Origin of the sequence: Acidisarcina polymorpha (genome assembly GCF_003330725.1) — a bacterium.
GTDB lineage: Bacteria > Acidobacteriota > Terriglobia > Terriglobales > Acidobacteriaceae > Acidisarcina > Acidisarcina polymorpha.
On sequence record NZ_CP030840.1, the window covers coordinates 3,647,194 to 3,673,011 of the forward strand.

The 25,818-nt window shown below is 58.2% G+C and carries 21 protein-coding genes, 1 tRNA gene and 1 pseudogene; 9 read left to right on the forward strand and 14 right to left on the reverse strand.

Features of this window, described 5'->3' with window-relative positions; translation table 11 throughout:
• Window positions 1-118 precede the first annotated feature (118 nt).
• The 6 genes from terL to ACPOL_RS15670 all read right to left on the reverse strand — a co-directional run bounded on the left by terL (window position 119) and on the right by ACPOL_RS15670 (window position 5,153).
• Window positions 119-1,708, reverse strand: a complete 1,590-nt coding sequence (gene terL, locus ACPOL_RS15645) for a phage terminase large subunit (protein ID WP_114207876.1) — start codon at window positions 1,706-1,708, stop codon at window positions 119-121.
• On the reverse strand, window positions 1,680-2,141 hold the full coding sequence (locus tag ACPOL_RS15650) for a hypothetical protein (protein ID WP_150133028.1): 462 nt from the start codon (window positions 2,139-2,141) through the stop codon (window positions 1,680-1,682). The genes terL and ACPOL_RS15650 overlap by 29 nt, the downstream gene beginning before the upstream one ends.
• 386 nt (window positions 2,142-2,527) lie before the next feature.
• Entirely contained in the window at window positions 2,528-3,820 is a 1,293-nt protein-coding gene (locus ACPOL_RS15655; protein ID WP_114207878.1) for a replicative DNA helicase, read from the reverse strand.
• A complete protein-coding gene (locus ACPOL_RS34860; RefSeq protein ID WP_150133029.1) occupies window positions 3,813-4,643 on the reverse strand; it encodes a hypothetical protein in 831 nt (276 codons plus the stop codon). The genes ACPOL_RS15655 and ACPOL_RS34860 overlap by 8 nt, the downstream gene beginning before the upstream one ends.
• Entirely contained in the window at window positions 4,640-4,852 is a 213-nt protein-coding gene (locus tag ACPOL_RS15665) for a hypothetical protein (RefSeq protein ID WP_114207880.1), read from the reverse strand. The genes ACPOL_RS34860 and ACPOL_RS15665 overlap by 4 nt, the downstream gene beginning before the upstream one ends.
• Window positions 4,853-4,955: 103 nt before the next feature.
• Window positions 4,956-5,153, reverse strand: a complete 198-nt coding sequence (locus ACPOL_RS15670; RefSeq protein ID WP_114207881.1) for a MerR family transcriptional regulator — start codon at window positions 5,151-5,153, stop codon at window positions 4,956-4,958.
• A 101-nt stretch (window positions 5,154-5,254) separates the two neighbouring features.
• Between ACPOL_RS15670 and ACPOL_RS15675 the strand changes: the two genes are divergently transcribed.
• Together ACPOL_RS15675 and ACPOL_RS36315 are read left to right on the forward strand one after the other, a co-directional pair.
• Window positions 5,255-6,292, forward strand: a complete 1,038-nt coding sequence (locus ACPOL_RS15675; RefSeq protein ID WP_114207882.1) for a hypothetical protein — start codon at window positions 5,255-5,257, stop codon at window positions 6,290-6,292.
• 40 nt (window positions 6,293-6,332) lie between these two features.
• Window positions 6,333-7,340 (forward strand): annotated as a pseudogene (locus tag ACPOL_RS36315) (tyrosine-type recombinase/integrase); the annotation flags it as partial.
• 173 nt (window positions 7,341-7,513) lie between these two features.
• Here the strand turns inward: ACPOL_RS36315 and ACPOL_RS15690 are convergent.
• Window positions 7,514-7,588, reverse strand: a tRNA-Asn gene (locus ACPOL_RS15690).
• A 308-nt stretch (window positions 7,589-7,896) separates the two neighbouring features.
• Entirely contained in the window at window positions 7,897-8,841 is a 945-nt protein-coding gene (locus tag ACPOL_RS15695) for a DUF5996 family protein (protein ID WP_236656823.1), read from the reverse strand.
• A gap of 244 nt (window positions 8,842-9,085) precedes the next feature.
• Here ACPOL_RS15695 and ACPOL_RS15700 point away from each other — a divergent pair, with 244 nt between their 5' ends.
• Window positions 9,086-10,801 (forward strand): amidohydrolase, encoded by a 1,716-nt coding sequence (locus ACPOL_RS15700; protein ID WP_114207884.1) that lies wholly within the window; start codon window positions 9,086-9,088, stop codon window positions 10,799-10,801.
• A 180-nt stretch (window positions 10,802-10,981) separates the two neighbouring features.
• Here the strand turns inward: ACPOL_RS15700 and ACPOL_RS15705 are convergent, their stop codons facing one another.
• Together ACPOL_RS15705 and ACPOL_RS15710 are read right to left on the reverse strand one after the other, a co-directional pair.
• On the reverse strand, window positions 10,982-11,794 hold the full coding sequence (locus tag ACPOL_RS15705; protein ID WP_114207885.1) for a HugZ family pyridoxamine 5'-phosphate oxidase: 813 nt from the start codon (window positions 11,792-11,794) through the stop codon (window positions 10,982-10,984).
• Between the two features lie 47 nt (window positions 11,795-11,841).
• A complete protein-coding gene (locus tag ACPOL_RS15710) occupies window positions 11,842-12,231 on the reverse strand; it encodes a DUF3224 domain-containing protein (protein ID WP_114207886.1) in 390 nt (129 codons plus the stop codon).
• Between ACPOL_RS15710 and ACPOL_RS15715 the strand changes: the two genes are divergently transcribed.
• Entirely contained in the window at window positions 12,230-12,697 is a 468-nt protein-coding gene (locus ACPOL_RS15715) for an RNA-binding S4 domain-containing protein (protein ID WP_338026647.1), read from the forward strand. The two genes, ACPOL_RS15710 and ACPOL_RS15715, sit on opposite strands and share 2 nt — an antisense overlap.
• Before the next feature lie 83 nt (window positions 12,698-12,780).
• Here the strand turns inward: ACPOL_RS15715 and ACPOL_RS15720 are convergent, their stop codons facing one another.
• Window positions 12,781-14,475 (reverse strand): MFS transporter, encoded by a 1,695-nt coding sequence (locus tag ACPOL_RS15720; RefSeq protein ID WP_414633303.1) that lies wholly within the window; start codon window positions 14,473-14,475, stop codon window positions 12,781-12,783.
• Window positions 14,476-15,056: 581 nt separating this feature from the next.
• Here ACPOL_RS15720 and ACPOL_RS15725 point away from each other — a divergent pair.
• The 5 genes from ACPOL_RS15725 to ACPOL_RS15745 all read left to right on the forward strand — a co-directional run bounded on the left by ACPOL_RS15725 (window position 15,057) and on the right by ACPOL_RS15745 (window position 21,221).
• Window positions 15,057-15,464, forward strand: coding sequence for a VOC family protein (locus ACPOL_RS15725; protein WP_114207888.1), 408 nt, complete (start codon window positions 15,057-15,059; stop codon window positions 15,462-15,464).
• Window positions 15,465-15,844: 380 nt separating this feature from the next.
• Window positions 15,845-17,422, forward strand: a complete 1,578-nt coding sequence (locus tag ACPOL_RS15730; protein WP_161557389.1) for a PQQ-dependent sugar dehydrogenase — start codon at window positions 15,845-15,847, stop codon at window positions 17,420-17,422.
• A 250-nt stretch (window positions 17,423-17,672) separates the two neighbouring features.
• Window positions 17,673-18,092, forward strand: a complete 420-nt coding sequence (gene rbfA, locus ACPOL_RS15735) for a 30S ribosome-binding factor RbfA (RefSeq protein ID WP_114207889.1) — start codon at window positions 17,673-17,675, stop codon at window positions 18,090-18,092.
• Window positions 18,093-18,366: 274 nt separating this feature from the next.
• Window positions 18,367-20,187 carry an ArnT family glycosyltransferase gene (locus ACPOL_RS15740; protein WP_236656824.1) on the forward strand — a complete coding sequence of 607 codons (1,821 nt, stop codon included), beginning with the start codon at window positions 18,367-18,369 and terminating at the stop codon, window positions 20,185-20,187.
• A gap of 35 nt (window positions 20,188-20,222) precedes the next feature.
• Window positions 20,223-21,221, forward strand: a complete 999-nt coding sequence (locus ACPOL_RS15745; RefSeq protein WP_114210854.1) for a GNAT family N-acetyltransferase — start codon at window positions 20,223-20,225, stop codon at window positions 21,219-21,221.
• A 12-nt stretch (window positions 21,222-21,233) separates the two neighbouring features.
• On the opposite strand, the gene ACPOL_RS15750 is transcribed toward ACPOL_RS15745, so the two are convergent.
• From ACPOL_RS15750 to ACPOL_RS15760, 3 genes are all read right to left on the reverse strand, one after another.
• On the reverse strand, window positions 21,234-21,761 hold the full coding sequence (locus ACPOL_RS15750) for a PilZ domain-containing protein (RefSeq protein WP_114207890.1): 528 nt from the start codon (window positions 21,759-21,761) through the stop codon (window positions 21,234-21,236).
• 179 nt (window positions 21,762-21,940) lie between these two features.
• On the reverse strand, window positions 21,941-24,418 hold the full coding sequence (locus ACPOL_RS15755) for an ABC transporter permease (protein WP_114207891.1): 2,478 nt from the start codon (window positions 24,416-24,418) through the stop codon (window positions 21,941-21,943).
• A gap of 209 nt (window positions 24,419-24,627) precedes the next feature.
• Window positions 24,628-25,812 (reverse strand): OpgC family protein, encoded by a 1,185-nt coding sequence (locus ACPOL_RS15760; RefSeq protein WP_114207892.1) that lies wholly within the window; start codon window positions 25,810-25,812, stop codon window positions 24,628-24,630.
• Between the last annotated feature and the right edge of the window lie 6 nt (window positions 25,813-25,818).

Genomic DNA, 25,818 nt, shown 5'->3' on the forward strand with positions numbered 1-25,818 from the left:
CAGTTCCACTTCCTCCACCATGTGATCGTAAAACTATAAAGATAACGCCACGCGGGCGATAGATCGAGCACACTCCGCGTGGCGTTATCCGAATCTCGGCCCCAGGTCCTTATTCTCTTCACATCCTCCACGAAGGCATCCGCTGACTCTCCGAAAACACGAATGCCGGCGTGCCAAACTGGTGGGCGCACATGCCGCAGCGAAAGCCTGAAGACAGTTTCTGGATGAAGTCTGAGCCGCATCTCTCACACTGCAGGACCGGGTCCGGTACGGGCGCAGCCGGCTTCGATAAGCCCAGCCACTCAGTCTGATCCTCGTGCGACGCGCCGCCCAGCTGCTTCATGGCTTCGATCAGTCCGTGAGCCTGGTTGCTACCGCGCAAGTAGTTCAGCGCTTGCGTTGTCGAATCCACGTCATCATCGTGGGCACCTGCGGGAAATGTCGACATGACGGTCAGGTAGTCTTCCAGCCACGGTGCCGCCTTCGGTAGGAAGACCTTGCCGCATTCGACCAGAGGGCTTGCAGCATGAGCCCGGGACAGCTTGTCGGTGTCTACCTTGATCGGCCGGACCGCGAACCGAGTGCTGTTCTTGATCTCCTGCAGAAGCGACTGGCCTGATGCTTTGTCTTCGATCAGGATGATTCGAGGTTTCCACTCTGCAGCCAAGATTGCCACTTGGCGTTTTAATTCGGGGAATTCAACCCTTCTTTTGTAACGATGAAGGAGGTAAAAGCCATCCTGAGCCTCTCCCCACGTTGTGCAAACAGAGTAATCGTTCTCTGAGCCCGTCTTGAACGCCGTGTCCCACGACTGAACGATGCGACGAAACTTTGGAAACTCCGTGTATCTCTGCCACCAGGACCGCTGGAAGACGGCGCCCTCCTCAGTGGTTGGGCGGCCTTGATAGAGCGCGTCGAATGCTTTACCGCCGAGAATGGAACGTTTGGACTTAAGATCTGCTAAGTCGAATCGGTCAGGCCAGAGCGCTTCCCCTTCGTTGCGACCGTCACCGTCGACTTCAGCGATCGCCGGCATGTTGAGGTAGTCCCAACCTTCGTCCGGATGCTCCCTGAGCAGCCAGCCAATGAGATCGTCATGCGACCAGCGCGTCTGGATGACCACTACGGCTCCATTGGGGGCCAGACGCGTGTACGCGACCGTGGAAAACCAATCGTGCAGCGTGCGCAGCATAACTTCGCTGCGGGCGTCCTCCATGTTGCGGATTGGATCGTCGATGAGGAGCAAGTTTGCTCCCCGGCCAGTGATAGCTGCCCCAACACCAACAGCGAAGTAATTCCCGCCCGCGGTCGTGGTGAATCTCTTCATGGAGTTCGAGTCTTCCGCGATTTTGAGCTCCGGGAAAGCGGCCTGCGTATAACCATCATTCACAAAGTTTCGGACCTGCCGGCCAAAATCGTCCGCAAGGTCCTGGCCGTAACTTGCCGTAATCACCGATTTGCCAGGATTGCGCCCCAGATACCACGCAGGGAAGATCGTAGTAGCCAGCAGTGACTTGCCATGCCGAGGCGGCATGGAGATGAGCAGGCGGCGAAGGCGGCCTGCTTCTACAGCTTCGAGTTTGCGAATGAGCTTTGAATGGTGCTGGGACAGCTGAAATGAAGGGAACATGAGCGGGGCGTAGGCTGCCAGGCTAAGTCGGGCAAGCGCGAAGACTTCCTCACTTTTGACAGACGTCGATGATTGCATGGCTAAGTGCCTCGTGTTTCAAGTAGCTGTTTGCGATCCGTGCCGCGGTCTCTTTGTCCAGAGTTGCAAAGAACGCCGATCTTGGCTTTGGAAGAATCTCGCCGCGGAGATTTGCGATCTCGAGGCCGATCTTGATTCGCTGGCTGAGCGCGGCCACGGCCGATTGCGTGTGCCCGCGAGTGATCGCCATGGTCTGAACAGACGCGAGGTCCCGATCGCGTTCCTCTAGAAATTCAATAGAAGACATCAGCGCAGCCGGGCGGTGCACCAACGAAGTCGCGGCGGCAGTGAGGTGGTCCTTTCGATGTCGATACAGGTTGCTTTCTGGTAGCCCCACCTCCCGTGCGATCGCCGGGATCGACCTCCCCGCAGTCAGTGCCGCGTCGATCTCGTCACGGCGCCGATCGGTACACACTCGACAGGCTCTCGGCATTGTTCCTCGTTTCTGAAGATCGTGGGGAGCTTTGTGAATACCCAGGGAGCACTTGATCATACAAGCCTTGCCAGGCTCCTCTAAGAAAGGAGTTATAAGGTTCTGACATCGAAGTGCATAATCACACCCTGATCGGTCACCGCCGAGACTGCCGCGCCTCGCCTGCACCCCATGGCGCTGAACACGATGCCCGCGTTTGCTTTCTGTTCCGAGGATAAGCTAACAGCTTCAGCAATGCGTCAAGTTCTTCGAGCCTGACGGGGTGCTGCGCAGCATGGATGGCAGCGACGTCCGGCGCCAAATAAATCAGCGATACATGATCGCTGCTATATCGCGAAGCACATGTTCGCGATGTGGGCACTCGAGCTTTTCTGCCCGAGAACAGATCATGCGGTGCTTCTCTCCTCGAAGATGAGGCGTTCGGAGTTATAAAATACGTTGATCGGACCCGTGACCCCGTGCCGCTGCTTAGCGATGATGATCTCGTCGGCGCCAGTAAAATCCTGCCGATCATCGACGGGCCGATGAAGCAGGAAAACGTTGTGGGCGTCCTGCTCAAGGTTTCCAGTTTCCTTCAAGTGAAAAAGCGTCGGTCGTTCATTGAGGTTACGTGAATTCGCACGACTCAACTGCGAAGCCGCCACGACGGGAATTCCTGCACTTTTCGAGAGACTACGAAGGGCAGCCGAGACCTTGTTCATCACATCGCGGGCATCACGGCCAGTCTCGCTCACGATCTGGATGAAGTCGACAAAGACAATTTTGACGCCGGCCTTACGGATCCAAAGGCGTGCCGTCGCTGTGATTTGACGAGGATTCAAGCTGTCCTGATCGCATACATAGATCGGCAGTTCCGCGAGCGCTCCGGCGCATTCCACCACATGGTTAAACTCAGAGGTATTCATCTCGCGAGGCTCGCGGAACTTGCGCGGCCTTAACCTTGATTCAAGAGACATAAGCCGGCGAAGCAGTTCGCCTTTGCGCATCTCGAGCGACAGGATCAGTACCGGGAAGCCCGCCTGCGCGGCTGCCCGCGCCGCCTGCACGATGAATGAGGTCTTGCCGCGACCAGGATAAGCGCCCACCAGCGAGAATTCACTCCTCCAGCCCGTCGTCACCTCGTCGAGTGATGCAATACCCGTTGGTATGCCGAGTACGGCCTTCTTTGTCTGGCGCTCACGGGCGATCGCATCCAGTTCAGGTTGGATTAAATCTTTCAAGGAGAGCACCTCAACCCCGCAACCCGACTGCACCTCCGCGACGTCGTGTTCGATCGAAGCGATTACGTCGTCCGCCGTTTCATTTCCATAAACTCTCGCGAGAGCCCGCTCGAGCGAGGCCGCAAGGGCTCGCTTTGCAGCCATCGCGCGGAGTGTTTCCAAGTGCTGCCTGACGTCGTAAGTCCGAACCGTGCCCGTCGTGAGGTCGGAAATGTATGTGGCGCCGCCTGCGCTCGATAGTTCATCCGACTGGATGAGTTCCGTCTGGACCGCCGTCAAATCGATTGAAGCTCCACGCCCGTTCAGGCGAACCATCGCCCGAAGGATCCGCCGGTTCCCGTCTGTGAAAAATAGGTCGTCGGTCGCGCCTTCGAAAAACTCAGGCTGCTTCACCTCGAAATTTAGGGCGTGCCCGAGGATTGCGCGCTCTTCGTACTCGAGATGCAATGGCTCAGGCACTCGCCGCCTCCAATCTTAGTTTCTCGAGGGCCCCTGGTCGGACCGCGTTGTCGAGCCGCATGAGGGACTCATCGTCATACCTCTCTTGACTAAACCAGGTTGCTGGGAGAGGGATAAATTGTTGATCGGTACCTTTCGCAGTTTCGCGATCACGGTACAGCTTCACGCGGATTAGGAGCCTCTGCAGAGCTGCTTCGAGGGAGATGTTTTCGGCCTTCGCCACCCTCTCCGCAGCGTGCCGGATTGCTTCCTTCGCCGGTCTTTGAGCTACCCGTTTTGGGTAATTGTTGTAAATCTCCGCGACTGCCGCATCAGTCAACTGATTCATCGCGGCTGTATCTCTCTTCATTGAATGGGAAGACGAAGATGAAGGAGAAGGGGACGTCCTTAAGGGTGGCTGCAAGGATGCCTTCCCAGTAAACTCATTCTTCGCTTTCGGCCTCGGGACATTTGGGTGGTCCAAACTCTTAACTCCGCCCGAGGCGCGGACTTGACGCAATTTCTCATCGCGCACCATGCGACGGGAGAAAAGGATATCGTCAGAAGTTCGGCTGAAGACCTTAAACCGCTCCAACTCTGCCAAAAGAGGCACAAGCTCGGACTCGGTCATGCCCAACATGCGGGCATGGACCTCAGGAAGGATGGGTCGAACCACATCCTCCCCGCCTTCCTTCTGCAGCATCGATAAATGTCCGTAGGGAGCTCCTTGGTGGCAGAGGCAGAGGGTTTCAATACACAGCCCACGAGCTCCAATCGAAACAGCGCGCAAGGCCGTGTCGCGATACCAGTCGCCCGGGTAAAATTGGAAGCTCGGGCGAATCATGCGCCCGCCTTCGCGTACCAGCAGCCACACCCATCGATGGTCTCGTGATGGAGGCGCAGGTTCTCAATCGACAGGATTGCCGTCATAATAGGCGCGACCTGAGCGCTTGGCAGCGCACTAGCTAGTTGCGCAAGCGTCTTGCGGTACTTGCGCAATTGGATCGCAGGGAATTCACACCCCTTCGGGGATTGCATGACGTCTTTGGACATAAATTTTCTCGAGTCGGTACTCCAGGGGCCCGTTACGAGCGGGCCTTATGTTGGTCGTTAAAGTTGCCTAAGTGCCGTCGTCGCCACCCGTAGGCGTTGACTTCTACCGCGCGATCGCCGGTACGTATGAATTTTCAAGTGCCTTTTCCACCATCTCCTCAGTGAACCGGATGTTGCGGCCAATTTTCAGATGTTCCTGTTCCCGGCGCCAAATTTTCTGCCGAATTGTTGCAGGTCGCTTCCCGGTTCTCTCGGCAAATTCATCGACGTTCAAAAAACGCTTGGGACTAACTGTCGGCATGTACGCGTCCTCCTTTCTCCTGAAAATTCATGCGAACTTTCGCATGAATGTCATTGCGGAAGTCCTAGTGCTTCACTAGTATGAATCAAGAGGAATGGCGAATGAGCAAGATCGCAGACTTTCGCGAAGATTCGCGGTATGGTCTCCAGTGGTTTCGTCCGGCATGGCAAAAGGGCGAGTTGCTTAAAGTGAAGCAGCTTTTAAGGGGACAGTCTTTCCCAACTGTGGACGCTGCCACCCCCGCTTATCTAGACGAGATCAAGGATGTGGCTCCAGTGATCCGAGTGAACGGACACACGAGACCATCAGTCCGCATCGTTCGCGGAGCTAGCTACAGTGTTGAAAGTCTTGTCACGGATGCAAAGCGGAGTAAAGATCTTAAGGATTCGCCTCAAGTAAGTTTCGTCACGCTTCAGCGTGACGATGATCTCAGTGCGTTGAAGTTCATCGACACGTTCGGCCCCCTATTCTGGCCGCAGAAGATGTTGGCTGTTGCGGACTGGATACATCTCGACGATTTCTGGGCTCGTCACGCTCGCTTCCTCGCAATTTCCAAGCTCTGGCGTTCTCTTAGGGATGGCGAGCAGGCAATCCAAGACGCCTGGAAGTGGATAGAAGAAAACCTTACGGCAACCAGGATTGCTGGTGAGCCGGATCTTGGAAGCGATCCAACGCAAACGATCGGTACAGGCAAGCGCGTGAATTCGATTGCAGTGCCGATGCCTTGGCAAGCAAATAAGCAGATGCTTAAGGTGCTACCCTCTCTTGCTATGGCGGAAGGGCGTTTCAACGATGAGGTTGTTCGCATCAGTTCCAGCGCCATGAATAGAACGCTTGCGATAGCCCTCATCCAACATGAACTCACCCGCCAAACAGAGAGCGCCAAGACGCTCTGGCGCATAGAAGACGGCGTAAAAAATCTGCGTTGCATACCAGAACGGCGGATCGAGAGCTTGTGGTCCGCCATGTGGGAGATCTTCGCAGCCGAGGCAGGAAGTGGACTATCTTGGCGCTTCTGCAAGGCCTGTGGCAAGCCGTTCTACCCAAAGCGTATCGATAGCGATTGCTGTACAACCGCGGAGCAGTCTGCTTGGAGCAAAAGCAACTACGCCGCGCGCTGGGCACAGAAAGGGAGATGATATGTCACTGTATCGCCGCAAGGGAATGAAGACGTGGACCATGGAGTTTCTGTTCAATGGACAGCGCATTCGGGAGTCTACGGGTGTTAGATCGAAAACGTTGGCCGCAGACATTGAAAAGAAGCGTCGACGCGAATTGGAAGAGGGAACCGCGGGCATTATCAAGCGCAAAGCCCCACGCTTATTCTCGGTAGCGACATCGGAATGGCTCGAAATAAAGAAGAAGAAATGGCGACCCAACACCCTCACGGGTGAGCATGCCAACCTCAAGCACCTTCTTCCGGTTTTCGGCCGCAAGTTGGTGGTCGACATAGAAGCGAAGGATGTTCACAAATATCAGGAAGCTCGCCAGGCGGAAGGTTCAGCTCCGAAGACGATCAATAACGAGGTCGGAACACTGCGGTCGATCCTAAGGCGGTCCGGAACGTGGGCTCGAATACAGCCCGATGTGTCTATGCTCGATCCTGGCGAAGACATTGGTAAGTCGCTAACGCGGGCGGATCAACAGGCCCTTATCGAGGCGTGTGCAAGGTCTCGCTCTCGGTCACTGTTGCCGTTCATTGTTCTCACACTCGAAACAGGCGCACGAAAGAACACCGTTCGCATGCTGCAGTGGAAACAAATCGATTTTGCCAACAGCTGTTTGAAGTTTGGGCGTGATAAAACGTCATCTGGCACAGGTCGGATCGTCCCGTTGAACCAGCGAGCAATGGCAACTCTGTCATTTTGGGCGAGCGAATTCCCAAAAAGACAGCCTGACGACTACGTCTTCCCTTCAGAAAGGTACGGGCTGAATGGCGAGCAGGGGCATCAGAGTGGTCTCGCTCTTCCCTACAACGTAGATGCTACCAAGCCGATGGGCTCATGGAAGACGTCTTGGAGGGCTGCGCTGAGACTTGCGGGGGCAATCCGTTCAGGCGATCCAGAGAATGCCAAAGCGGCGCCGCTCGCCTACAGGATCCACGACCTTAGAGTGACTGCGGTGACACGGATGCTGAACGCCGGCGTACCCATCGCGAAGGTCGCCAAAATCGTGGGGTGGAGTCCGTCGACCATGATCGCGATGTCCAAGAAGTATGGCCAGTTCACAACAGACGATCTGAGATCTGCGGTGGAATCAATCAGTGAGGAAAATAATGTTTTGCTGGGGAGTACCCACCATAATCCCCCGCTATCCACCGAAACGCCGCCGGTTGAGAATGCGCAAGTTGTTGGATTGATTGGCTCCTCAGGTAGGACTCGAACCTACAACCCTTCGGTTAACAGCCGAATGCTCTGCCATTGAGCTACTGAGGAGTGTTGTGGCAGGACGCCACTCTGACCCTCTTAGGTATATCAAAAGGCTGGATAGCGCGTCAAAGAGCGCTCTTGAATCCTGTCGGGATGATGTTGGCGGGTGGGCGACTCCAGGCGCAGTCCTATCGCATCGAGAGCGGGGGCTTGGCTGCCTGCGACCGCCCAGATTGCTGTTCGACTCAAGTCGCAAGTGGCTTGAATGGGGCACCGTGTTATCCGCTCAAGCCGTGGAGCGCTCGAACCCGGCTACCCGCTTACCCAATCAAGGCTAGCTTCAATGGAGCACACCGCGAATGATCCGAGTCGCTTCAGCCAAGTGCAATTGCTCGCGCTACTTCATCATCCCGGTCGAGCGAAGAGCGGTCCCAGCCGGCGGCGTTGGCTGCAGCAGAATAGGTCTCTTGCAGGAAGCTCAGGACGGTGTGGGCTGGATCCTGCGAGTTGAGCACTTCTTCATAGTCGAGCAGAAACTCGCCCAGGCCCGGATCAAAGCGACCTGCTGTTTTGAGAATAGTGTTGCTCAAGCCGGTGGGAACGGGTGCGGCATAGGTGTAGAACGCGGCGCGCCCATAGCCTCCATTTCCGGGCCAGAAGCCGGAGCTGATGACTTCATGCGAGTAGGCTTCCGACTGAATAGCATCCGCGCCGTCGCGGGCCGGAGCGCGGCGGCCGTTGAACCGGGTCACGGCCAGATCGAAGGAACCCCAGAAGAAATGAACGGGGCTGATCTTGCCGTAGAAGTTGGTTGAGGCGCGCTTGAAGAGCGTGTCTGCCAGTCGCAGAACATGCCAGAAACGCTGCGCTGCGTCAGCATCGTAGGAGCGATGTACAGTGTCCTGATCAAAGGGGATGGGACCGCTTATCTCAACCGGGAGCGGATCGATGGCGACATCGACGTGGAGGTCGTTGAGAAGCTGCTGGTATTCCGCATAGAAGGCGGCGACGGTTCGAGGTTCGAGCTTTATCGTTCTGGTTATGCCGGTGCTGACTCGAAAAAGGAGCTCATGGGCGAGAAAATCGAACTCGATCTCGAGCAGATGCCCCGCGTCGATTGGCATTGGCGAGGTCCAGAGTCCCCGAGACGTCACGTAGAGGGGAACGTTCCACCAATGGTTTTGGGTCGAAGTCAGTTCGAGCCGAGTCTTGCCGACAATCTGCATCCACATATGCAAGGTTTCGGCGGTGTCCTTCCACTGGCTCCATTCAAGGGCCGGCCACGGACCGAGGGACAATTTTGGGGCGTGATAGCGCAAGGACACCTCCATGAAACATGATGCTCCGGTCTGCGTAATTTCCTCGGCCTGTTAACCAGGTGCGCCTGGTCTCGGTCCGACTGGTTTTCTCCGACTACTCTATCTTCCTCCGGAAGACCCGTGCTAGGCTTCTTCGACTTCAGTTTCAAAACAATCATAAGTTTTGAAGTAAGTACTCGGGCGCAGAGTCGAAATCCAAGCCAATCTGGGCGCTATCTCGATTTGAATCGAAAGGGCGAAAACAATGAACAGCAAAGCTCTGCTGTCCGCGCTGACAATCATTCTCACCGTTGGCACCGGCTGCAAATCGAGCCCCCATGGTGCTGCGGCCGCGGACGCGATTTACTTCGGCGGCCCCATCATCACCGTCAATGACGCGCAACCAAGTGCGGAAGCGATCGCCATAAAAGATGGCAAGATCCTGATGGTAGGAACAAGGTCCGCCATTGAGAAGGAGCACAAGGGCGCAACCACCCAGATGGTTGATCTCGGTGGCAAGACGCTCGTGCCCGGCTTTCTCGATCCCCACAGTCACTACGTCAGCTCGCTGTCGGTAGCCAATCAGGTGAACGTCTACGCTCCTCCAGTAGGCCCCGGCAAAGACATTCCGAGTATCTTGGCGGCTCTCAAGACATTTCGTGAGGACCACAAGATTCCCAGCGGCGTCGTAATCCAGGCATACGGCTATGACGAAAATATGATGCCCAACGGAGTGGGTCTGAACCGTGACGACCTCGATGCGGCCTTCCCGGATAATCCTGTGATGGTCAACCATGTCTCAATGCATGGAGCCGTACTCAATTCGGCGGCCTTCACAAAATACGGCATCTCGGCGAAGACCAAAACGCCAGCGGGCGGTATCATCCTGCGCAAACCCGGATCGAACGAACCTGCGGGTTTGATCATGGAAACAGCCTATCTGCCGGTTTTTTCTGCGCTGCCCCAACCAACCCGCGAGGAGGAGGTGGAGTGGAGCCGAGCCGAACAGATGCTCTATGCTGCCGCCGGAATTACTACTGCCCAGGAGGGGTTGACCCATGCGTCGGACGTGGCCCTTATGCAACGTGTCGCCGGCTCCGGAGTGCATGTGGTTGACGTCGTCGCTTATCCCTTCATCCTCGACCTGGACGCTGTACTTGCGAACAACCCGGCCAGCAGCTTCGGGAAGTATGTTAATCACGTAAAGCTCGGCGGCGTGAAGATCACGATGGATGGTTCTCCCCAAGGCAAGACCGCTTACTTCACTACGCCTTACCTAACCGGGGGCCCGGGCGGCGAAAAGAACTGGCGCGGTCAACCCACGTTTCCTCAGGAGCAGTTGAATACCTGGGTTAAAAAGGTGTATGACCTCGGCATCCCGCTGAATGTCCACGCCAACGGAGATGCGACGATTGATATGCTCCTCAAGGCCCATGAATTTGCCGCAGCCGGCGATCTTGCCAGACAGCGGCACACTACCGTCATCCACTCCCAGTTCGTTCGCGCCGACCAGTTGGACAAGTATGTCGCCTATTCGATCACCCCTTCGCTCTACACGGAACACACCTTCTACTTCGGCGACACGCACGTCCTCAACCGCGGCAAAGAGCAGGCGTTCTACGAGAGCCCTATGCGGGCCGCGATCGACAGGGGCTTGCGTCCCACCAATCACACCGACTTTGTCGTCGCACCGCTCGATCAGATGTTCGTCATCTGGACGGCAGTCAACCGAGTTTCACGAAGCGGTGTAATCATCGGGCCGGATCAGCGTGTCACTCCTATGGAGGCGCTGAAAGCGATCACCATCAACGCTGCATTCCAATACGATGAGGAAGCGTCAAAGGGTTCAATCGAACCGGGCAAGTTGGCGGACCTGGTCATCCTTTCTGGAAATCCGATAACAACCTCACCCGACGCGATCAAGGATATAAAGGTTGTCGAAACGATCAAGGAAGGTAAGTCCATCTACAAAGCCGACTAGAAGCAATGCGCACCCGTCGCCCTCACCGAGCCAGCGAAAGACGAGCTTGCGGATGGTCCGGCACGGCTACCTTGCACGGCTTGATCCGGCCTAGCCGACAGGCCCATGAGACCCTCAAATTACGGCTGTACCGATGTCGCTGAGCTGCCTTGAAGGCAGGTGCTAATTCGTTGGCAGGTGCTAGGTACGTTCGTCTGCGCCGGCCCGGGCTTGCCGCACCATCTCGACGAGTATTTGCCGAGTCTCCTGTGCAGTTGCGACCTCGCGAAGAAAGTTGATGCGAGCGCCTTTCATGCCTTCCGCGGTCTTGAGGCGCAGGGAGAACCCGAGTCGATCGACGGAGGTCATGGTGGCTTCAGTAGCTTCCAGCTGGGAATGGACGCGCGCCAGCAGAATCATTGCGTCGCTATGGTCGGCGTTCATGTGGGCGAGGATGTCGGGAGCGACCAGGGCGAGCGGATCAGGCGAGGCTTGCTGGTAGGCGTCGGGGGTAATCCAGCCCATCACCCCGAAACCGCCGACGTAATACAGATCGAGCGGCTGCAGGCGAAAGAAGCTGAAATCCGGGAAGTCGACCCAGTAGGCGCTGTTCTCGTGTCGCGCCAGGTAGCATTCCCGAGCGGCCGCGACCTCGCTCGCGGGTACTGGCTCGGCGTGGCCCACCAGGGTCGCCCGGGCAGCGCCGAGCGGGTCTCCTTCGACGGGAGGCTGGTTGATGAAGAGGCTGGCGCGCGGATCCTGCTTGAGATTCTGAGTGTGCATGGCCATGCTGCTGATGAGGAAGATCGGCCGCCCCTCGGGATCCAGTGCATAGGGCATCAGAGAGCCAAAGGGAAATCCCGGATGCTTCCGTGACATGGTAGAGAGCATCGCTATCGAGGTCAGGGAGACGAGGGTCCGAACCCGCTCTGCGTGGCTCGGCTCGGGGATGGGCGGCAAGGAGGGCCCGGTATACGCATGTTGGCGCGGCTCGGCGGCATTCGTGGTTGACATCGAAATTCCCTTCGTTCTTGCATCATGTTAGCCCACGCTGTTTGCTTCTACGCCTCGAGCGTGTAGTCGAACTCATAACTGTGCTGGCCGTCGACGATCACGATGCGCATCGTGCCGGTGAGTCCGGTGAGTTCGCCTGTGCCCGAATCGGGAACGACGACGATGCTGAGGTGCGGCGTTCCGCGGTTCATGGTGGCGGAATGTTGGAGGACAAACGAGCCGGAATGGCCGCTGAGCTTGCCGGTTACCTTTTCAAGAGCGACGTATCCGGCCGATCCCTTGACGTCGGTCTGGACCGAGAGCATCTCACCCTGGCTGGTGGCCTCGAGATCGCCCTTAAACTCCTTGTCGATCGTCATTCGACCCAACTTCGTATCGGAGCTTGGGCCGTCCTGTGGGACCAGCTTGACGGTGAATTCCCCACTGGCAAATGTCATGATTCTTCTCCCGGTGAAAGATCTGCTTGCATCGCTGTCCAGTATAGGGCGCTGGGCGAATGTGCATCTGTATGAGAATGGAGAAGTGACGAGCGTGCGAATGGATAAGTGGCTTTGGGCGGCGCGTTTCTTCAAGACCCGCGCGTTGGCGGCGCGAGCGTGCGAGCTGGGCAGGATCACCTCGAACGGCCAGGCGGCCAAGCCGGCGCGGGACGTTCGCGTGGGCGACTTATTGCTGGTGAGGAACGACGGCGGCGACTTCCAGGTGGAAGTCCTGCTGTTGAGCGAGGTACGCGGGCCGGCAGCGGTCGCACAGACGCTTTACCGGGAGACGGACGCGAGCCGCGAACAGCGCCAAAAGCTGGCGGAGGAGCGGAAGGCGATGCCGCACTTCGAAGCGATGCGAGAAGGCCGGCCATCGAAGCGGGACCGGCGGGAGCTGAGCCGGCTTCGCGGACGAGGATGAGCGCCTGATCGGCCTTGCTATGCTATGGCAGGCTATGTTCGGCCTTTTAACCGGCCCCCTCCAGGTGAAATCGATTGCGGCGATTATGCTCCTTCGGTGATCGTGGTTCCGAGCGTTTTGCCTTCAAAGTGTTGTTCGATTTCTTCGAGGGTCTTGCCCTTGGTTTCGGGGACGAAGAATGCCGCGGTGGAGAAATAGAGCAGGGTGCAGATCGCCCAGAAGGCGAACATCGCGTAATAGCCGTACTTGCCGACGACGGGGAGAAAGACGGCGGCGATGAGGGTCGAGACCCCTTGATTCAGGAGCAGGGCGATGCCCATCCCGACCGAGCGAATACGGGTTGGCATAAGTTCAGAGAGCATGAGCCAGACGACCACTCCTGGACCGAGGGCGTACGAGGCGATGAACAGGCAGAGGCATCCAGTCACCAGCCAGCCGGTGGTCTCCGTCGGCACCGGGCCATAGAGAGCGCGCTCGATAACCAGCGGCGCATTCGGCGCGGTGGGGTCGGGTTGAATGTGCAGGACGGGGTCGTTGTCGGAGCTGAGCACGGTCGCCAGCTTGTCGCCTTTTCCGTAGGAATAGAGCACCGTCAGAACGGTTGAGGTCGACGCCTGGGTGGAGGGAAGTGGTGCGTCCAGGGAATTGCCATGAACAGCGCTCTGAATCCGGTCGCGAATATCGACCCGCTGCGATTCCGAGGCGTGAAAGATGATCGCTCCGGCAGCCAGGGCGATGACGATGCCGCCGGTGCCCATTTTCAGCAGGAACCTTCGCCCCTTGCGGTCGACCAGCGCGATACCGACGAGGGTCATCACGCATTGCAGCACCTTGACGACAACGTCGCCCGAGGTTGCATGGGCCGGGCTCATGCCGGCCTGTTTCAGGATGATCACCAGAAAACCGAGGACGGAATTGATGCCCGTGGTCTGATTCAGCCCCAGGATGACGCATGCCAGGATGAAGGGGATGACGTATCTTCGCTGGAGAAGAGAGCCAGTGGTGCGGGCCTCGGCCTGGCGCTGATTTTCGAGGGCAAGGGCCTGCATTTCACGCATCTGCAACTGGGCTTCGTCTTCTGTTGAGGATCTGCGGAGCGCGGCCAGCGCTTGTTCCTGCTTCCCGCGACGGAAGAGCCAGCGGGGAGTTTCGCTCAAGAAGAAGGAGCCGAGAAAGAAGATGATGCCGGGATAAACAATGGCGAGGAACATGCCGCGCCAGGCGTGATTTTCTGCAGCTACGATGAGCGTCGTATTTCCGGCAGCAGCGGCAATGGCGGCTTCGGCCTGCCGGGTGTAGAACCAGCCGACGGTTGCAGCGATGACGATGCCGAAGGTGAGCATGAATTGAAAGATGGCGGTGCCGCGGCCGCGATTGCTGGCGGCGAGGCACTCGGCCAGATAGAGCGGCACCACGACTGCAATGACGCCGCCGCTGATTCCCTGGAGCAGACGGCCTAGGAAGAGGGGCAGAAATCCCTGGGAGACGACGATCAGCCCGACACTCAGGACAAAGAGCAGGCCGCTGATGATCATCATTTTTTTCCGTCCCAGCCAATCGGCGAGGACGCCGGCCACGAGCGACGAACACATGCCTCCACCCAGGACTGCAGCGACGATGACGGAGGTCTGTTCGACGGAGAGATTGATGGTCTTGTTCAAGTAGAGCAAGGCTGCGGCGATGATGCCGACATCGATTCCGTAGAGCAGGCCACCAAGACCAGCGACAAAGATGACGAGACGTCCATAGCGGACGATGTTGGGCGTTGGTGCAGTCAAGGGAGGCATTCTTAGAACTTAACGCGATCCGGGCTTCTTAGGAAGCGCGGCGCTCAGCGAAGGTGGAGATGGACTCCAGAATAATCTCAGCGATTGCGGGGAATGGAGCGAAACCCTGAGGGCTGGTTGACGCGGACTTATCTGGCTTCGCCTATTAGTCTATATAACGTGATCCGCGCAGTAGCTGTTCAAGGTTATCGCTCATTGCGCGAGCTAGTGCTTCCCTTGGGACCTGGCCGTGCGGCAAGGGACGCATGCCGTCGCGGGGTTAGCAAGGCGGAAGGCAGCCAGACTAAAGCTCGGCTTTGGCAGCGATACCTACGGATACAGCACTGACCTGGGCTGCCCTCAAGAGGAATCCTTTTTGTCAATAGGTGTTATAAGGCAGGTGTTATAAGGCTGGCTCGCGGGAAGGGAATTACCGACCATCGCATTGTTACCGTAGGGTCACTGACGGCTGGCGACAAACAGGCACCTTCCCAATTCCAGACAAGCAGTCACGACTTGGAGATAAAGAGGTACCGGCCTGTTACCGCCCCCGGGCGTGCTAATCTGAGCGCGCACTCTTTCCGAGGGTCGCCATGCGTTACAACCGTTCGGTTCCGCCCTGCCCGGTCATTCCTGTACTCATCTACCCCGATCCCGGTTTGGCGGCTGATTGGCTCGTCAAGGCATTCGGTTTTACTGTGCGGTTACGTATCGCCAATCACAGAGTTCAAATGCGCGCCGGCGAGGGTTGCTTTACGATCGCCGAGGGCGACATCGTTCCAAACCGTTCAAGCGTTGTACAGGTACGTGTCGTGAACGTGCTCACCCATTGCGAGCGTGCCCGGAAGGCAGGGGCCAAAATCCTGACGGAGCCGAAGGATCACATGTATGGTGAGCGTCAGTACAACGCCGAAGACTTCTACGGCCACAGATGGGACTTTACTGAGACGTTAGAAGACGTGGACCCGGAGAGCTGGGGTGGCATCTCGGTGAACCTCTGACCATCTAGGGGAAGCCAAAAACACGAAGGGGGACAGCCTTGCAGCGCGCGACGGCAGCGCCCTTAGTTCTATTGATGCGGAAGGTTAATCAATCTCGACGCGCATCGGAATCCGTATGAGGTCCAACGTAGCGTTGCTTCGAATCTCGGCATTCGGCGATGATCGGGACAAAAACTTGGCAAAGGGCGTTCAGGTCATGGCAGAGGTAAACGAATTCGGCTGATCCGTAACAGGCTTACGACAGCGACCTTTCGAAAGCCGCTTGGGCTCACTCGTAAAACCCGCAAAGCGCCCAAGCGCGATACTCTAAGAAAAGATTGCGGCCGCGCCACTGAGTCTCGCCTGGCTGTCGCATCGCTCAATCGAAACGGGAGGACACGTTGAAGCATTTTGTGATTGCAGGGCTGTTCCTGGCCATGGCATCAAGCCACGCATCAGCACAGGTTAACGCGGGCGAGCAGAAGTCTGATCCAAACCTGCCCTTCACCGTGACCCAAGTCACGACGTTGAGTTTGCCCTGGAGGATCGCCTTCCTGCCCGACGGACGGATGCTGATCACCGAGAAGGTCGGCGGTCTGCAACTGGTCACCCAGCAAGGAGCAAAGACGCCGGTGGCGAACGTTCCGGCCGTTCTCTGGAAGGGCCAGGGCGGGATGCTGGGCGTCTATCTTTCGCCGCACTATTCGAAAGACCACAGCGTTTACCTGACCTATTCGGAGCCGGGTGACGGCGGTTCGAGCCTGGCGCTGGCGCGGGCCCAGTTGAAGATCGAGAACGATTCGGCGAGTCTGGAAGGGCTCCAAGTCATCTGGCGCGACGGCGAGCGCGGCGAGGGTGGGCAGTTCGGCGCAGCGGTCGCTTTCTCTCCGGACAGCAAGTATTTGTTCCTCAGCGTTGGCGAAAGGCAGCGATTTACGCCTGCTCAGGACACCAACCAGCCGCTCGGCAAGATCCTGCGCCTGACGCTTGATGGCAAACCGGCTCCAGGCAATCCAATGGCTGGAAAGACAGGTGCGGAGACTGTTCCCGTCATTGACCCGCCTGAAGATACCGAGGCAGCGAAGACGGCCCCAGTCGTAAGGACGTACAAGTTTCCTGGCCCTAACCTGACGCCATCGGAGACCTGGGCTACCGGAGTTCGTACGCCTTACGGCCTGGCCTTCGCGCCGGATGGACGGCTGTGGGAGCTCGAACATGGCCCGCGGGGCGGAGACGAGTTGAACCTGGTCGAGCCCGGCAGAAACTTTGGCTGGCCGCTTGTCTCCTACGGACACAACTATAACGGCGTTCCCATCCCCAGTCCGGATACGCGCCCTGACCTGGCTAAGCCGGTGATTTACTGGGTCCCCGTCATCGCACCGGGCAACCTCATGTTCTATAAAGGCGCCATGTTCCCGCAGTGGAATGGGTCGGCTTTTGTCAGCGGCCTGGCATCGCAAGCGCTCATCCGCATCACCTTCGACGGCAAGGGCGGAGCGCAGACAGCCGAACGCTGGGACGTGGGCCACAGAATCCGGGATGTGGAGGTCGCCCCGGACGGAGCGCTGTGGATGATCGAGGACGCGAAGCCGGGTGGCCTCTTCCGGCTGACGCCATTGGGCATGGCGGTGTCTACCCCAGCCGCCCAGCCGGCAACGGCTGCCCCGGTTAGCTCCGCGACGCCGAGTGGCTCCTCGGGTACGACGGGCTCCAATGCCGACCACGCAAAGAGCATCATTGCGGACAACAGCTGTCTCTCATGCCATCGCATCGGAGCGGACGGCGGGGAGATCGGGCCGTCGCTGAACGGAGTGGGAACGCGGCGCACAGCAGACCAGATACGAGCGGTGATTGTCAGTCCGCCTGCGACTACCAGCACGGGAACTCCCAATCCTATGCCTGCATACGGGAAAAAGATCACGGGAGAAGACCTGAATAGCCTGGTGCGCTACCTCAGCACACTTCCCTTGAAGCCCTGACGGGGAACGGTTTGGAGATCGGCGCATTAGCGCCATAATTCCGGTCGATCTGCCCCGCTTTCGACGATTGCGGGGCATCGATTTGGCTAAGTTTTCTTCGGAACCTCGGCAGGGTGTATGGATCATGGCGCGGCGTGGCTCCTCCCCGGAGCGCCGGTAGCGCCCATCGACGGTCCGGCCATGGGGATCGCTGCCGACCGCTGAAGGTGCGGTTCTGATAGCCTTAAACTTTGAGCCGGAGAAGATTTCGATGCCAGAACAAAGGGCGCGCAAGTACCACCAGGACCGGGTTGCCGGGACCCTGCGCGATGAAATTACGGCGATGATCGAGGGTCAGCTTTCCGACCCGCGAATCGCCTTCGCCTACGTCAGCCAGGTGGCGTTGAACCCCGGGGGCAAGTCGGCGCTCGTCTACATCACCGTGGATGGCGGTCCCAAAGAAGAGGAAGAGACGGTCGCTGCGCTGATGGACGCGCGGGGCTATATTCGCCATGAACTGTTGGAGCGGACCGGAAAGCGGCACGTGCCGGATCTTAGCTTCCATATCGACCGATCGGAAAAGATGAAGGCGCGTATCGATGAGCTGATGGGCAGAAGCCGCGGACGCAAGAAGCCGGGAGCAGCGTCTGGCGCCGCAACCTCTTCGACTCCAACTTCGGAGTCCAAGTAAGGCCGATTTCGTTCGAGTCATTCATTCAATGACGCCTTGGCGCCATGAATCTGTTAGCCTTAAGCCGTTCAAGCGTTTCACTGTGCAGCCGCGTCGGCGGAGAATCGCAGGGTCCCTGGAAGATTCCGGGCACCGGCAACTGTCGCTCGCAAGCTCCACTCGAGGCGGCTTAGCGGACTAAAACGTCCTGGGCCACTATTTCGACGGATCCACTTAAGTATCGGCGCCGATGGTTGCGGAGCCAACCCCAGACACGGTGCGAGGATTCTTCTGAGTGGCTGCTGAGATATATAGGCCAAAGTCTACGAACGGCAAGAGTGAAACCGGTCTGACTAACGTGGGTATTGGTTCCAGAATCCGGGCTGCCTTCAGCCGGGAAAACGATGTCTCCGCGCGATCCGCCCTGCTCAACACCACGCTGGAGGGGGTGACTCTCTTTTGTTTCACAGCGTTCTTCCTGTTTTATGGCCTGGTGCCTATTTTTGGCGGCGCGGTGCTGGGGCTGGTTGGCGCGGATGAACCGCGCTATGCGCAGGTGGCCCGCGAGATGCTGGCGCGCAACGACTTCATTACCCCGATCCTCTATGGGCAGCCATGGCTGGAAAAGCCGGCGCTTTATTATTGGCGCGCAATGTTCGCCTTCCGCGAGTTTGGCATTCATGACTGGTCTGCACGGTTGCCGTCTGCCAGTTTTGCCTTCACTCTGATTGTGCTCATATATCTGCACATGCGGCGCTTCCGGGCGGGAGGTCAGCTGGATGCAGCGATTATTACGGCATCCTGCGCGGGAATTATCGCGTTCGCTAGAGGCGCTTCGACGGACATGCAGCTGGCCGCTCCCTTCTGCATCGGCATGCTGGGCTGGTATGCATGGTACGAGACCGACAGCAAGTTCTGGCTCTTCGATCTGTATTTTTTTGTAGGAGCAGCGACCCTGGCAAAGGGTCCGATTGCCCCATTCATGGCGATCGCCATCATTCTCAGCTTCGCTGCTCTGCGACGGGAGTGGTCGATCCTCCGGCGCAGCATCTGGATCCCTGGGGTCATCCTCTATTTCGCGATGGTGCTCCCGTGGTTTATTGCCGTACAGCGCCGCAACCCGAATTTCCTGCGAATCTTCTTCCTCGAACACAATCTGCAGCGTTTCGCCACCGATCTTTACAAACATGAACAGGCGGCTTGGTATTACGTCCCTACAATGCTGCTTGGGCTGACTCCCTGGGCGGTGATTGCGGGGGCAGCCCTGGTTGATGCGATCCGCGAATCCTTCGCCGAGTGGCGGGCCCGGCGGGTCAAGATCCGCTATATTGGCCATAGTCGGGCGGGCGACGCGTTTCCGGAGTTTCTTTTGCTGTGGGCGCTTTTCCCCATCATTTTCTTTTCCTTCTCGAAATCCAAGCTGCCCGGTTATGTTCTGCCTTCGATCCCTCCGCTGACTATCCTGGCCGGCGACTACCTGAACCGGAAGCGGGAGCAGGGGCTGCGACCCTGGCTGCTGATCTTCCATGCCATTTCAACCGGCGTGCTTACCGCGGTAGTGCTGTTGTTGCCGCGCTATCTGCTGCATCCTGACGCGCTGCCTGCCAGAAATGCCATGATCGCGGCCGGGATGACGGGTTTCGCCGCGGCCCTGCTCATCCTGGTGGTGGTAGCTAGGTTTGGACTGAAACGTCTACGGATTGCGACGATCATTCCGATCATGGTGCTCTTACTGTTTCTCCTGGGCGTTGGTCCGGTCTTCGGAGTTGGCCCAATGCCTGGATCTAAGGCCATTGCTCAGCTACTCGATCAGACCTACTCGGCGCGACCGCTGGCGCGTGTGCTGCTGCCGCTCCTGGAGCCGGGCGAAGTGCTCGCTGTTTACCGAGTCAGGCGCGACGTCGAATACGGATTATCGTTCTATCGAAACAAAGAGGTATATAACTACGAGCAGGACGGCACGCTCTCGATTCCGGCAGAGCGGCACATTCTCGTGGTTCGTGAGTCTTATGCGCAAGACCTGCGTCAGTTACTGCATGGCCGGTCTTATGAGCCATTGTTTACCTATCCGGCCCAGAATCTAGTTATCTATTCTGTATCAGCGCGAGTCAAATAGTGCAGCAGATCGTTTTCCCGGCATCTCGACGACGCATGACACCGGCCTTACAGTTCGAGATACTCGACCTTCGTCATTTTTCGGCGAACTCGCTTCGTCCTGTTCTGGAGCAGGAAGTGCGACTCTGGGACGATCGTCTACGGTGGGATTATCGCGCCTCTGCCGATCTGCTGCTGCAGTATCTTGATTCCCGGGTTCTGCCCGGCTATGTCGCCATCGAGGATGGCCGGATCTCCGGCTATGTTTTCTGCATTTATGAGGAGAACAAGGCGGTGATCGGCGATGCTTTCGCCGTCCAGGTCCGGAATGCAACGTATTCAGCGACCGAGGTGGAGGTCCGCTTGCTCGATCATCTGGTCGAGTTGCTGATGAACTCCCCGGGCATTGATCGGATTGAATCCCAGTTGCTGATTCATCCCCACGGAGTGCATGCCGAGGTTTTTGAGCGGGCGGGATTTCAGATCTATCCTCGTCTTTTTATGGAGCTCGACCTGGAGTCGCTTCTTGCGATGCAGGCGGCCGATAGCGATAGTTCGATCAAGCCGCTGCCGGCCGGCTTCGAGATCCGGGGTTGGCGCGATGAAGACTTCAGCGGCGCTGGCCGGCTCATTGCTGCGTGCTACGAAGGTCATCTGGATAGCTACATCAATGATCAATACCGGTCGGTCGCAGGTTCATTGCGTTTTCTGCACAATGTGGTGAGGTTTCCTGGCTGCGGAACCTTCGATATCTCCGCCTCCAAAGTCGTTGTCCACTCGAGCACCAAAGCGCTGGCGGCGATTCTGTTGTGCTCGCGGGTAAGAAGCGACACTGCCCATATTACGCAGATCTGCGTTGACCGGCAGCACCGCGGTCTGGGTCTGGGAACCTTACTGTTGAGAAGCTGTGCGGCTGAACTGAGGAAGCGTAACTTTTCGACCCTGACACTTACCGTGACGGAAGGGAACAGCGAAGCAGTGTCGTTGTATCAGACGCAGCACTTCCACACCAAACACGTCTTCGACGCGATGGTCTGGAATCAGCGGAAGATTTAGCGGAAGCTGCGTCTATTTGCATGGCGGGCCCGGCGCCGGAAGCGCTTCGGCCTTCTGCTTCGCTTGCAGGTCGGCGATCAGGTCAGAGATGTAGCGTGTGCAGCGCGGAGAGACGTTCATGAATTCAAGGCCGACATGCCGCGCGGCCCGATTGCATCGAACTCCCCCGGCGACGCGGAAGCGCACACCGTTGACGATCATCACGATCTCGACCTGAGTGCCGCGCTCGAGTGTGAACACGATATCGGTCTTCAAGCAACAGCCACTGGAGCTGAGGTTCTGTACTTCCCCGGTAAAGCATAAGGCGCCTCCGAGAACAATGACCTGAGCGGTTCCGGAACAGGAGAAGCGCGGTGTTCGCCGGCGATCGGCTGCAGCAACGGGCGCCCCCGAGCCGGGAGTGGGGACGATTGCCTGCACGGGCGCAGGTTTCGCTGCGATGTCTGACTTCAGCCGGCCAGTTTCCCTCGGTCGAGGTCGGCTGGCATCGTTTGCGGCAACTTGAGCTCGTCGTTCCATCAACGGTACTATCGGAAACATCAGGCCACATGATGAGTCGTTGAGAAGAATATTGCCTTTCACGACGTGGAATTACGGGAAGGGGACGCTTTGGGCGAGCTTCATTCAGTCCCGGGGGCTTTCTGAGTGACTCGAGCGGCGGCGATTCACTTTCGGCTTTTCAGCGCCGCCTTTCGCCGGCGAATTGGCTGCGGAATGCTTTACTCCGACCGGAGTGCTGTGAGAGGGTTGACCCCGGCCGCCCGCCGCGCCGGAACGATGCTGGCCGCGACCGCCACCAGAGCTACGCACAGAGCCGCCAGGATCATATTGGCAGCGTCATAAGGCTGGACACCATAGAGGGTGGATGCGAGCGCCCTTCCCACTGCCGCCGCTGCCGGAATTCCCAGGGCGATGCCCGCCGCCGTCAACCACAGGCTATCGCGCAGCACCATCCACACCAGCTGTCCGCGCCGCGCCCCAAGCGCCATGCGGACCCCAATTTCGACCGTGCGGTTGTTGATCCTGTAGGCCAACGTTCCATAGAGGCCGGTCGCGACCAGGATTACCGCCAATACTCCAAAGAAGCCGGCAAGGCGGGCAAACAGCAACTGGTGAGAGATAGTCTCCTCATACTGGGCGCGCTGTGTAATGGGCTCGAGCAAAGGCAGATTCGGATCCATCTGCTGCACTACCTTGCGGGCAGCCGGCAGAATGGCGAGCGGATCGCCATGCACCCGCATTTCCATCTGCATTTCGCCGATGACTGGAATTTGCGCATACATATACCAGGCCATCGGGGTCGGTGATTCATCGATGCTGGTGTATTTGTGGTCTTTGACCACGCCGACAACCGTCATCTCGAATTTGCCATTATCGGTGCCGATGTGATGACCGATCGGATTCTGGCCCCGGAAAAAACGTCTTGCGAACTGCTCGTTGATGATGCCGACGGGCGGGGATGCGGCGGTGTCGGAATCGGTAAAATCCCGGCCCTCCAGCACCGGAACGCCCAGCGTATGAAAGAAGTCCGGTCCTGCCACATTGCTGCGTACCGACCTCGATGTCCCGTTCTCCACCTCTGGAACCCTGCCGTCCACGGTCATGTCGCTGTTATTGGACCACCATGAACCAAGGCGCTCCTCCATGATGGTCACGGATTCCACTCCCGGCAGTACTCGCAGTTTGTCCATCAATCGCCGATAGAAGGCGATCCCTTGAGGGACAGACTTGATGTTTGGATTGACGCCGAAGACGACCAGTCCATCGGTCTTGAAGCCTAAGGGAAGATTCTCGAGGTTGCGCAGGGTGCGGATCAGCAATCCTCCCCCGACCAGCAGCACCAGGCATAGCGCCATCTCCAGAGCGACGACCACCCGGCCGGCGCGCGTCTTGCCGGCATCCAAATTCGACGTCGCCACGGAAGTCTTCAAGGCGAGGCGGGGTCCTGCAGCAAGCGCCGCGCGCAGCGGAGCCAGCCCGAAGAGCAGTGCCGCCACCACCAATACACTCAAGGTGAACAGCAGGACGGTCTTGTCGGGCGTCAAACTTGATTCGATCTGCGCCCATGCCGCCAGCGCCTTCACCGCGAAGACCGCAAAGAGCCAGGCCAGCATGCCACCGATCGCTACCAGCAGAAGGCTTTCCGTCATCAATTGCCGGAACAGCTCTCTGCGTTTTGCTCCAAGCGCCAGGCGTAAGGAGAATTCGCGCTGGCGGGTCGCGTTGCGCGCCATCAATAGCATCGCGACGTTGCTCAGGGCGATCAATAGAACAAGTCCCACCATGGCCATCAACATGCGCAGCGGCTTGCCATATTGCTGGTCGTAGCCGGGAAAACCTTCGGCCGCGACCAGACTGAGAGTAGGGCTTTTTTCGCCCGGTTGCGGATTGCCCAACCCCACGTAAGCCGCGGTTTGAAAGGCCGACTGAAGCTGCGCCGCGGCCTGCGCTTTCGTTGCCTGTGGAGCAAGACGCCCGGCCAGTCGGAGACACCACCAGGTAGGATTCGCGATATAGGTTTTGCCATCCTCAGGAGGATTTCCCCAAGCATTTAGCTCAGGACGGCTCTGCAGGGGAATCCAAAAGTCGGTCGACTCTCCCGGTTCGAGTCCTTCAAAGCCCTCCGCCGCAACACCGACGATGGTGATTGCCACGCCGTTGACGGAGAGCGTCTTCCCCAGGATTTCCGGGCTTTGAGCAAAGCGCCGGATCCAATATCCGTAGCTGATCACGGCGACCGGTGCGTGGCTGGTCTCATCCTGTTCGCTAAAGCCCCGCCCGCGCGCCGGTTTCACGCCCAATCCGGAGAAGAAGTTGCCGCTTACCATATCGCCTTCGGCCTCCTCCGGCTGAGTCTCGTAGCGAACGGCGACTTTGCCGGCAGACAAGGGCACGTATGCGATCACCGCCGATAGTCCCCGACCCTGCCGTCGCAAGGCATCGTAGACGGGATAGGAAAATGTCTCGACGGAGTCGATCGTACCTGTCCCTCGCGGCGCGTTTGACGTCCTGAGATACACGACCCGGCCTGGATCGGCGACGGGCAGCGACCGGAGCAGCACCGCGTTCATTACGCTGAAGACAGCGGTATTCGCGCCGACGCCCATGGCCAGCGTCAACACGCAGACGAGCGTGAACCCCGGGGTCTTTCTTAGTTGGCGTAGCGCATAACGCAGGTCATGGAAGATCGTAAACACTTGTGCCTCCGGCGAGTTGGCTAAGAACTACTGAGAGAGCACTTCGCAGGCCAATCGCCAGCAGACAAATTCGTAACTAACCGTCAGATATTTAGATCATGCGGCGCATGTGAGCCGTCTTTGTCTGTTCAAGCGTGAACAATTCCGTTCAATTCTGGACAGCATCTTTGACAAGCTGTGTTCGGTTGCTAGGCGCGAGCACCGTACCGTTATTCGGCGAAGCGGCTGACCGTGGGCGGCAATGGAATTGTCGATTCGGAGGACTTTTCGCCCTCCGCGGCACGCTCTTTGCCATCTCGCCTGCGGCGCACCTCGCGCAGCGCCACCAGGATCAGCCCGGTAAACGTGAATACCAACAAGCCGATTGCCAGGTATCCGTGCAGCTGTGTCATCTCTCCATAAAGCAGGGCGAGTCCGAAAAAGACGAAGAAAACATGCGCGCAAAAGACTTCCAGGGAAGCCTTTCCGAGCGTGAGGAAGGGCTCGACCGCGACCAGGCGCAGGACCGGCTTGCGGAGCCAGTAGAGAACAATCGTGAACGCGACGAGATTGAGCAGGCGCAGCGGACCAATGCTCCATTTGTCCAGCATCGTGCTCAGAGTCTGCTGGGTGAGCCGGCTGCCGAACCACTCGTGGCGTACTCCGATAAAAAACGCGCAGACGACCGCGCAGAGGGCGACGACCTTGCCCGGAACCCGGCTGATCGGCAAGGGCCCCTGGGCGGATTTGGCGCCCAACCACATTCCCGCAATCCAGATCCATTGCCATGCAAACAGGTTGAACGCGCCTGTCTCTTGTAGCGGAATAGGCAGGTGGGTGATGTGTATGACCGCATTGTGGACGGCATCGCGCAATCCGAACTGGGCCAGCAGCCAAACCGCAAGACTCATGGCGATAATGCGGTTCCATCCCCAGCGAACCGCAGCGGAGAGCACCAGCGGCGTACCCGCGAGGAAGATGACGTACATCGGCAGAATGTCCAGCAGAGGAGGACAGTAGAGCAGCAGCACCGAGCCGACGACGGCGACCACCGGATGAGCAATGTAGAAATTCAGGAGGTTGTAGATTGCCGTCCTGTGGGTCGTCACCGCAAGCCCGGCAGCCACAGTAAAGGCGAGGCTTAGCATCAGCAGGTGATAGCCATAGATCTTGAGCGCCCGACGCCAAAGCTTGCTGCGCAGACCGGCCTCGTCGAGCGCGGCCTGGTGGATATAGAGACGGGCCACCAGGAGCGCCGAGAGAAAAACAAAACCTTCGGCGGAAGAGACAAATCCGAACGGCTGATTCACCAGATCGCTGAAATGCGTGGGCAGATGAGTCAGGGTCATCCAGACGAGGAATAAACCTCGAAGGGCGTCCAATTCGGGCTTGCGGGGCAGCTTCGGAAACTTCATTGTCTA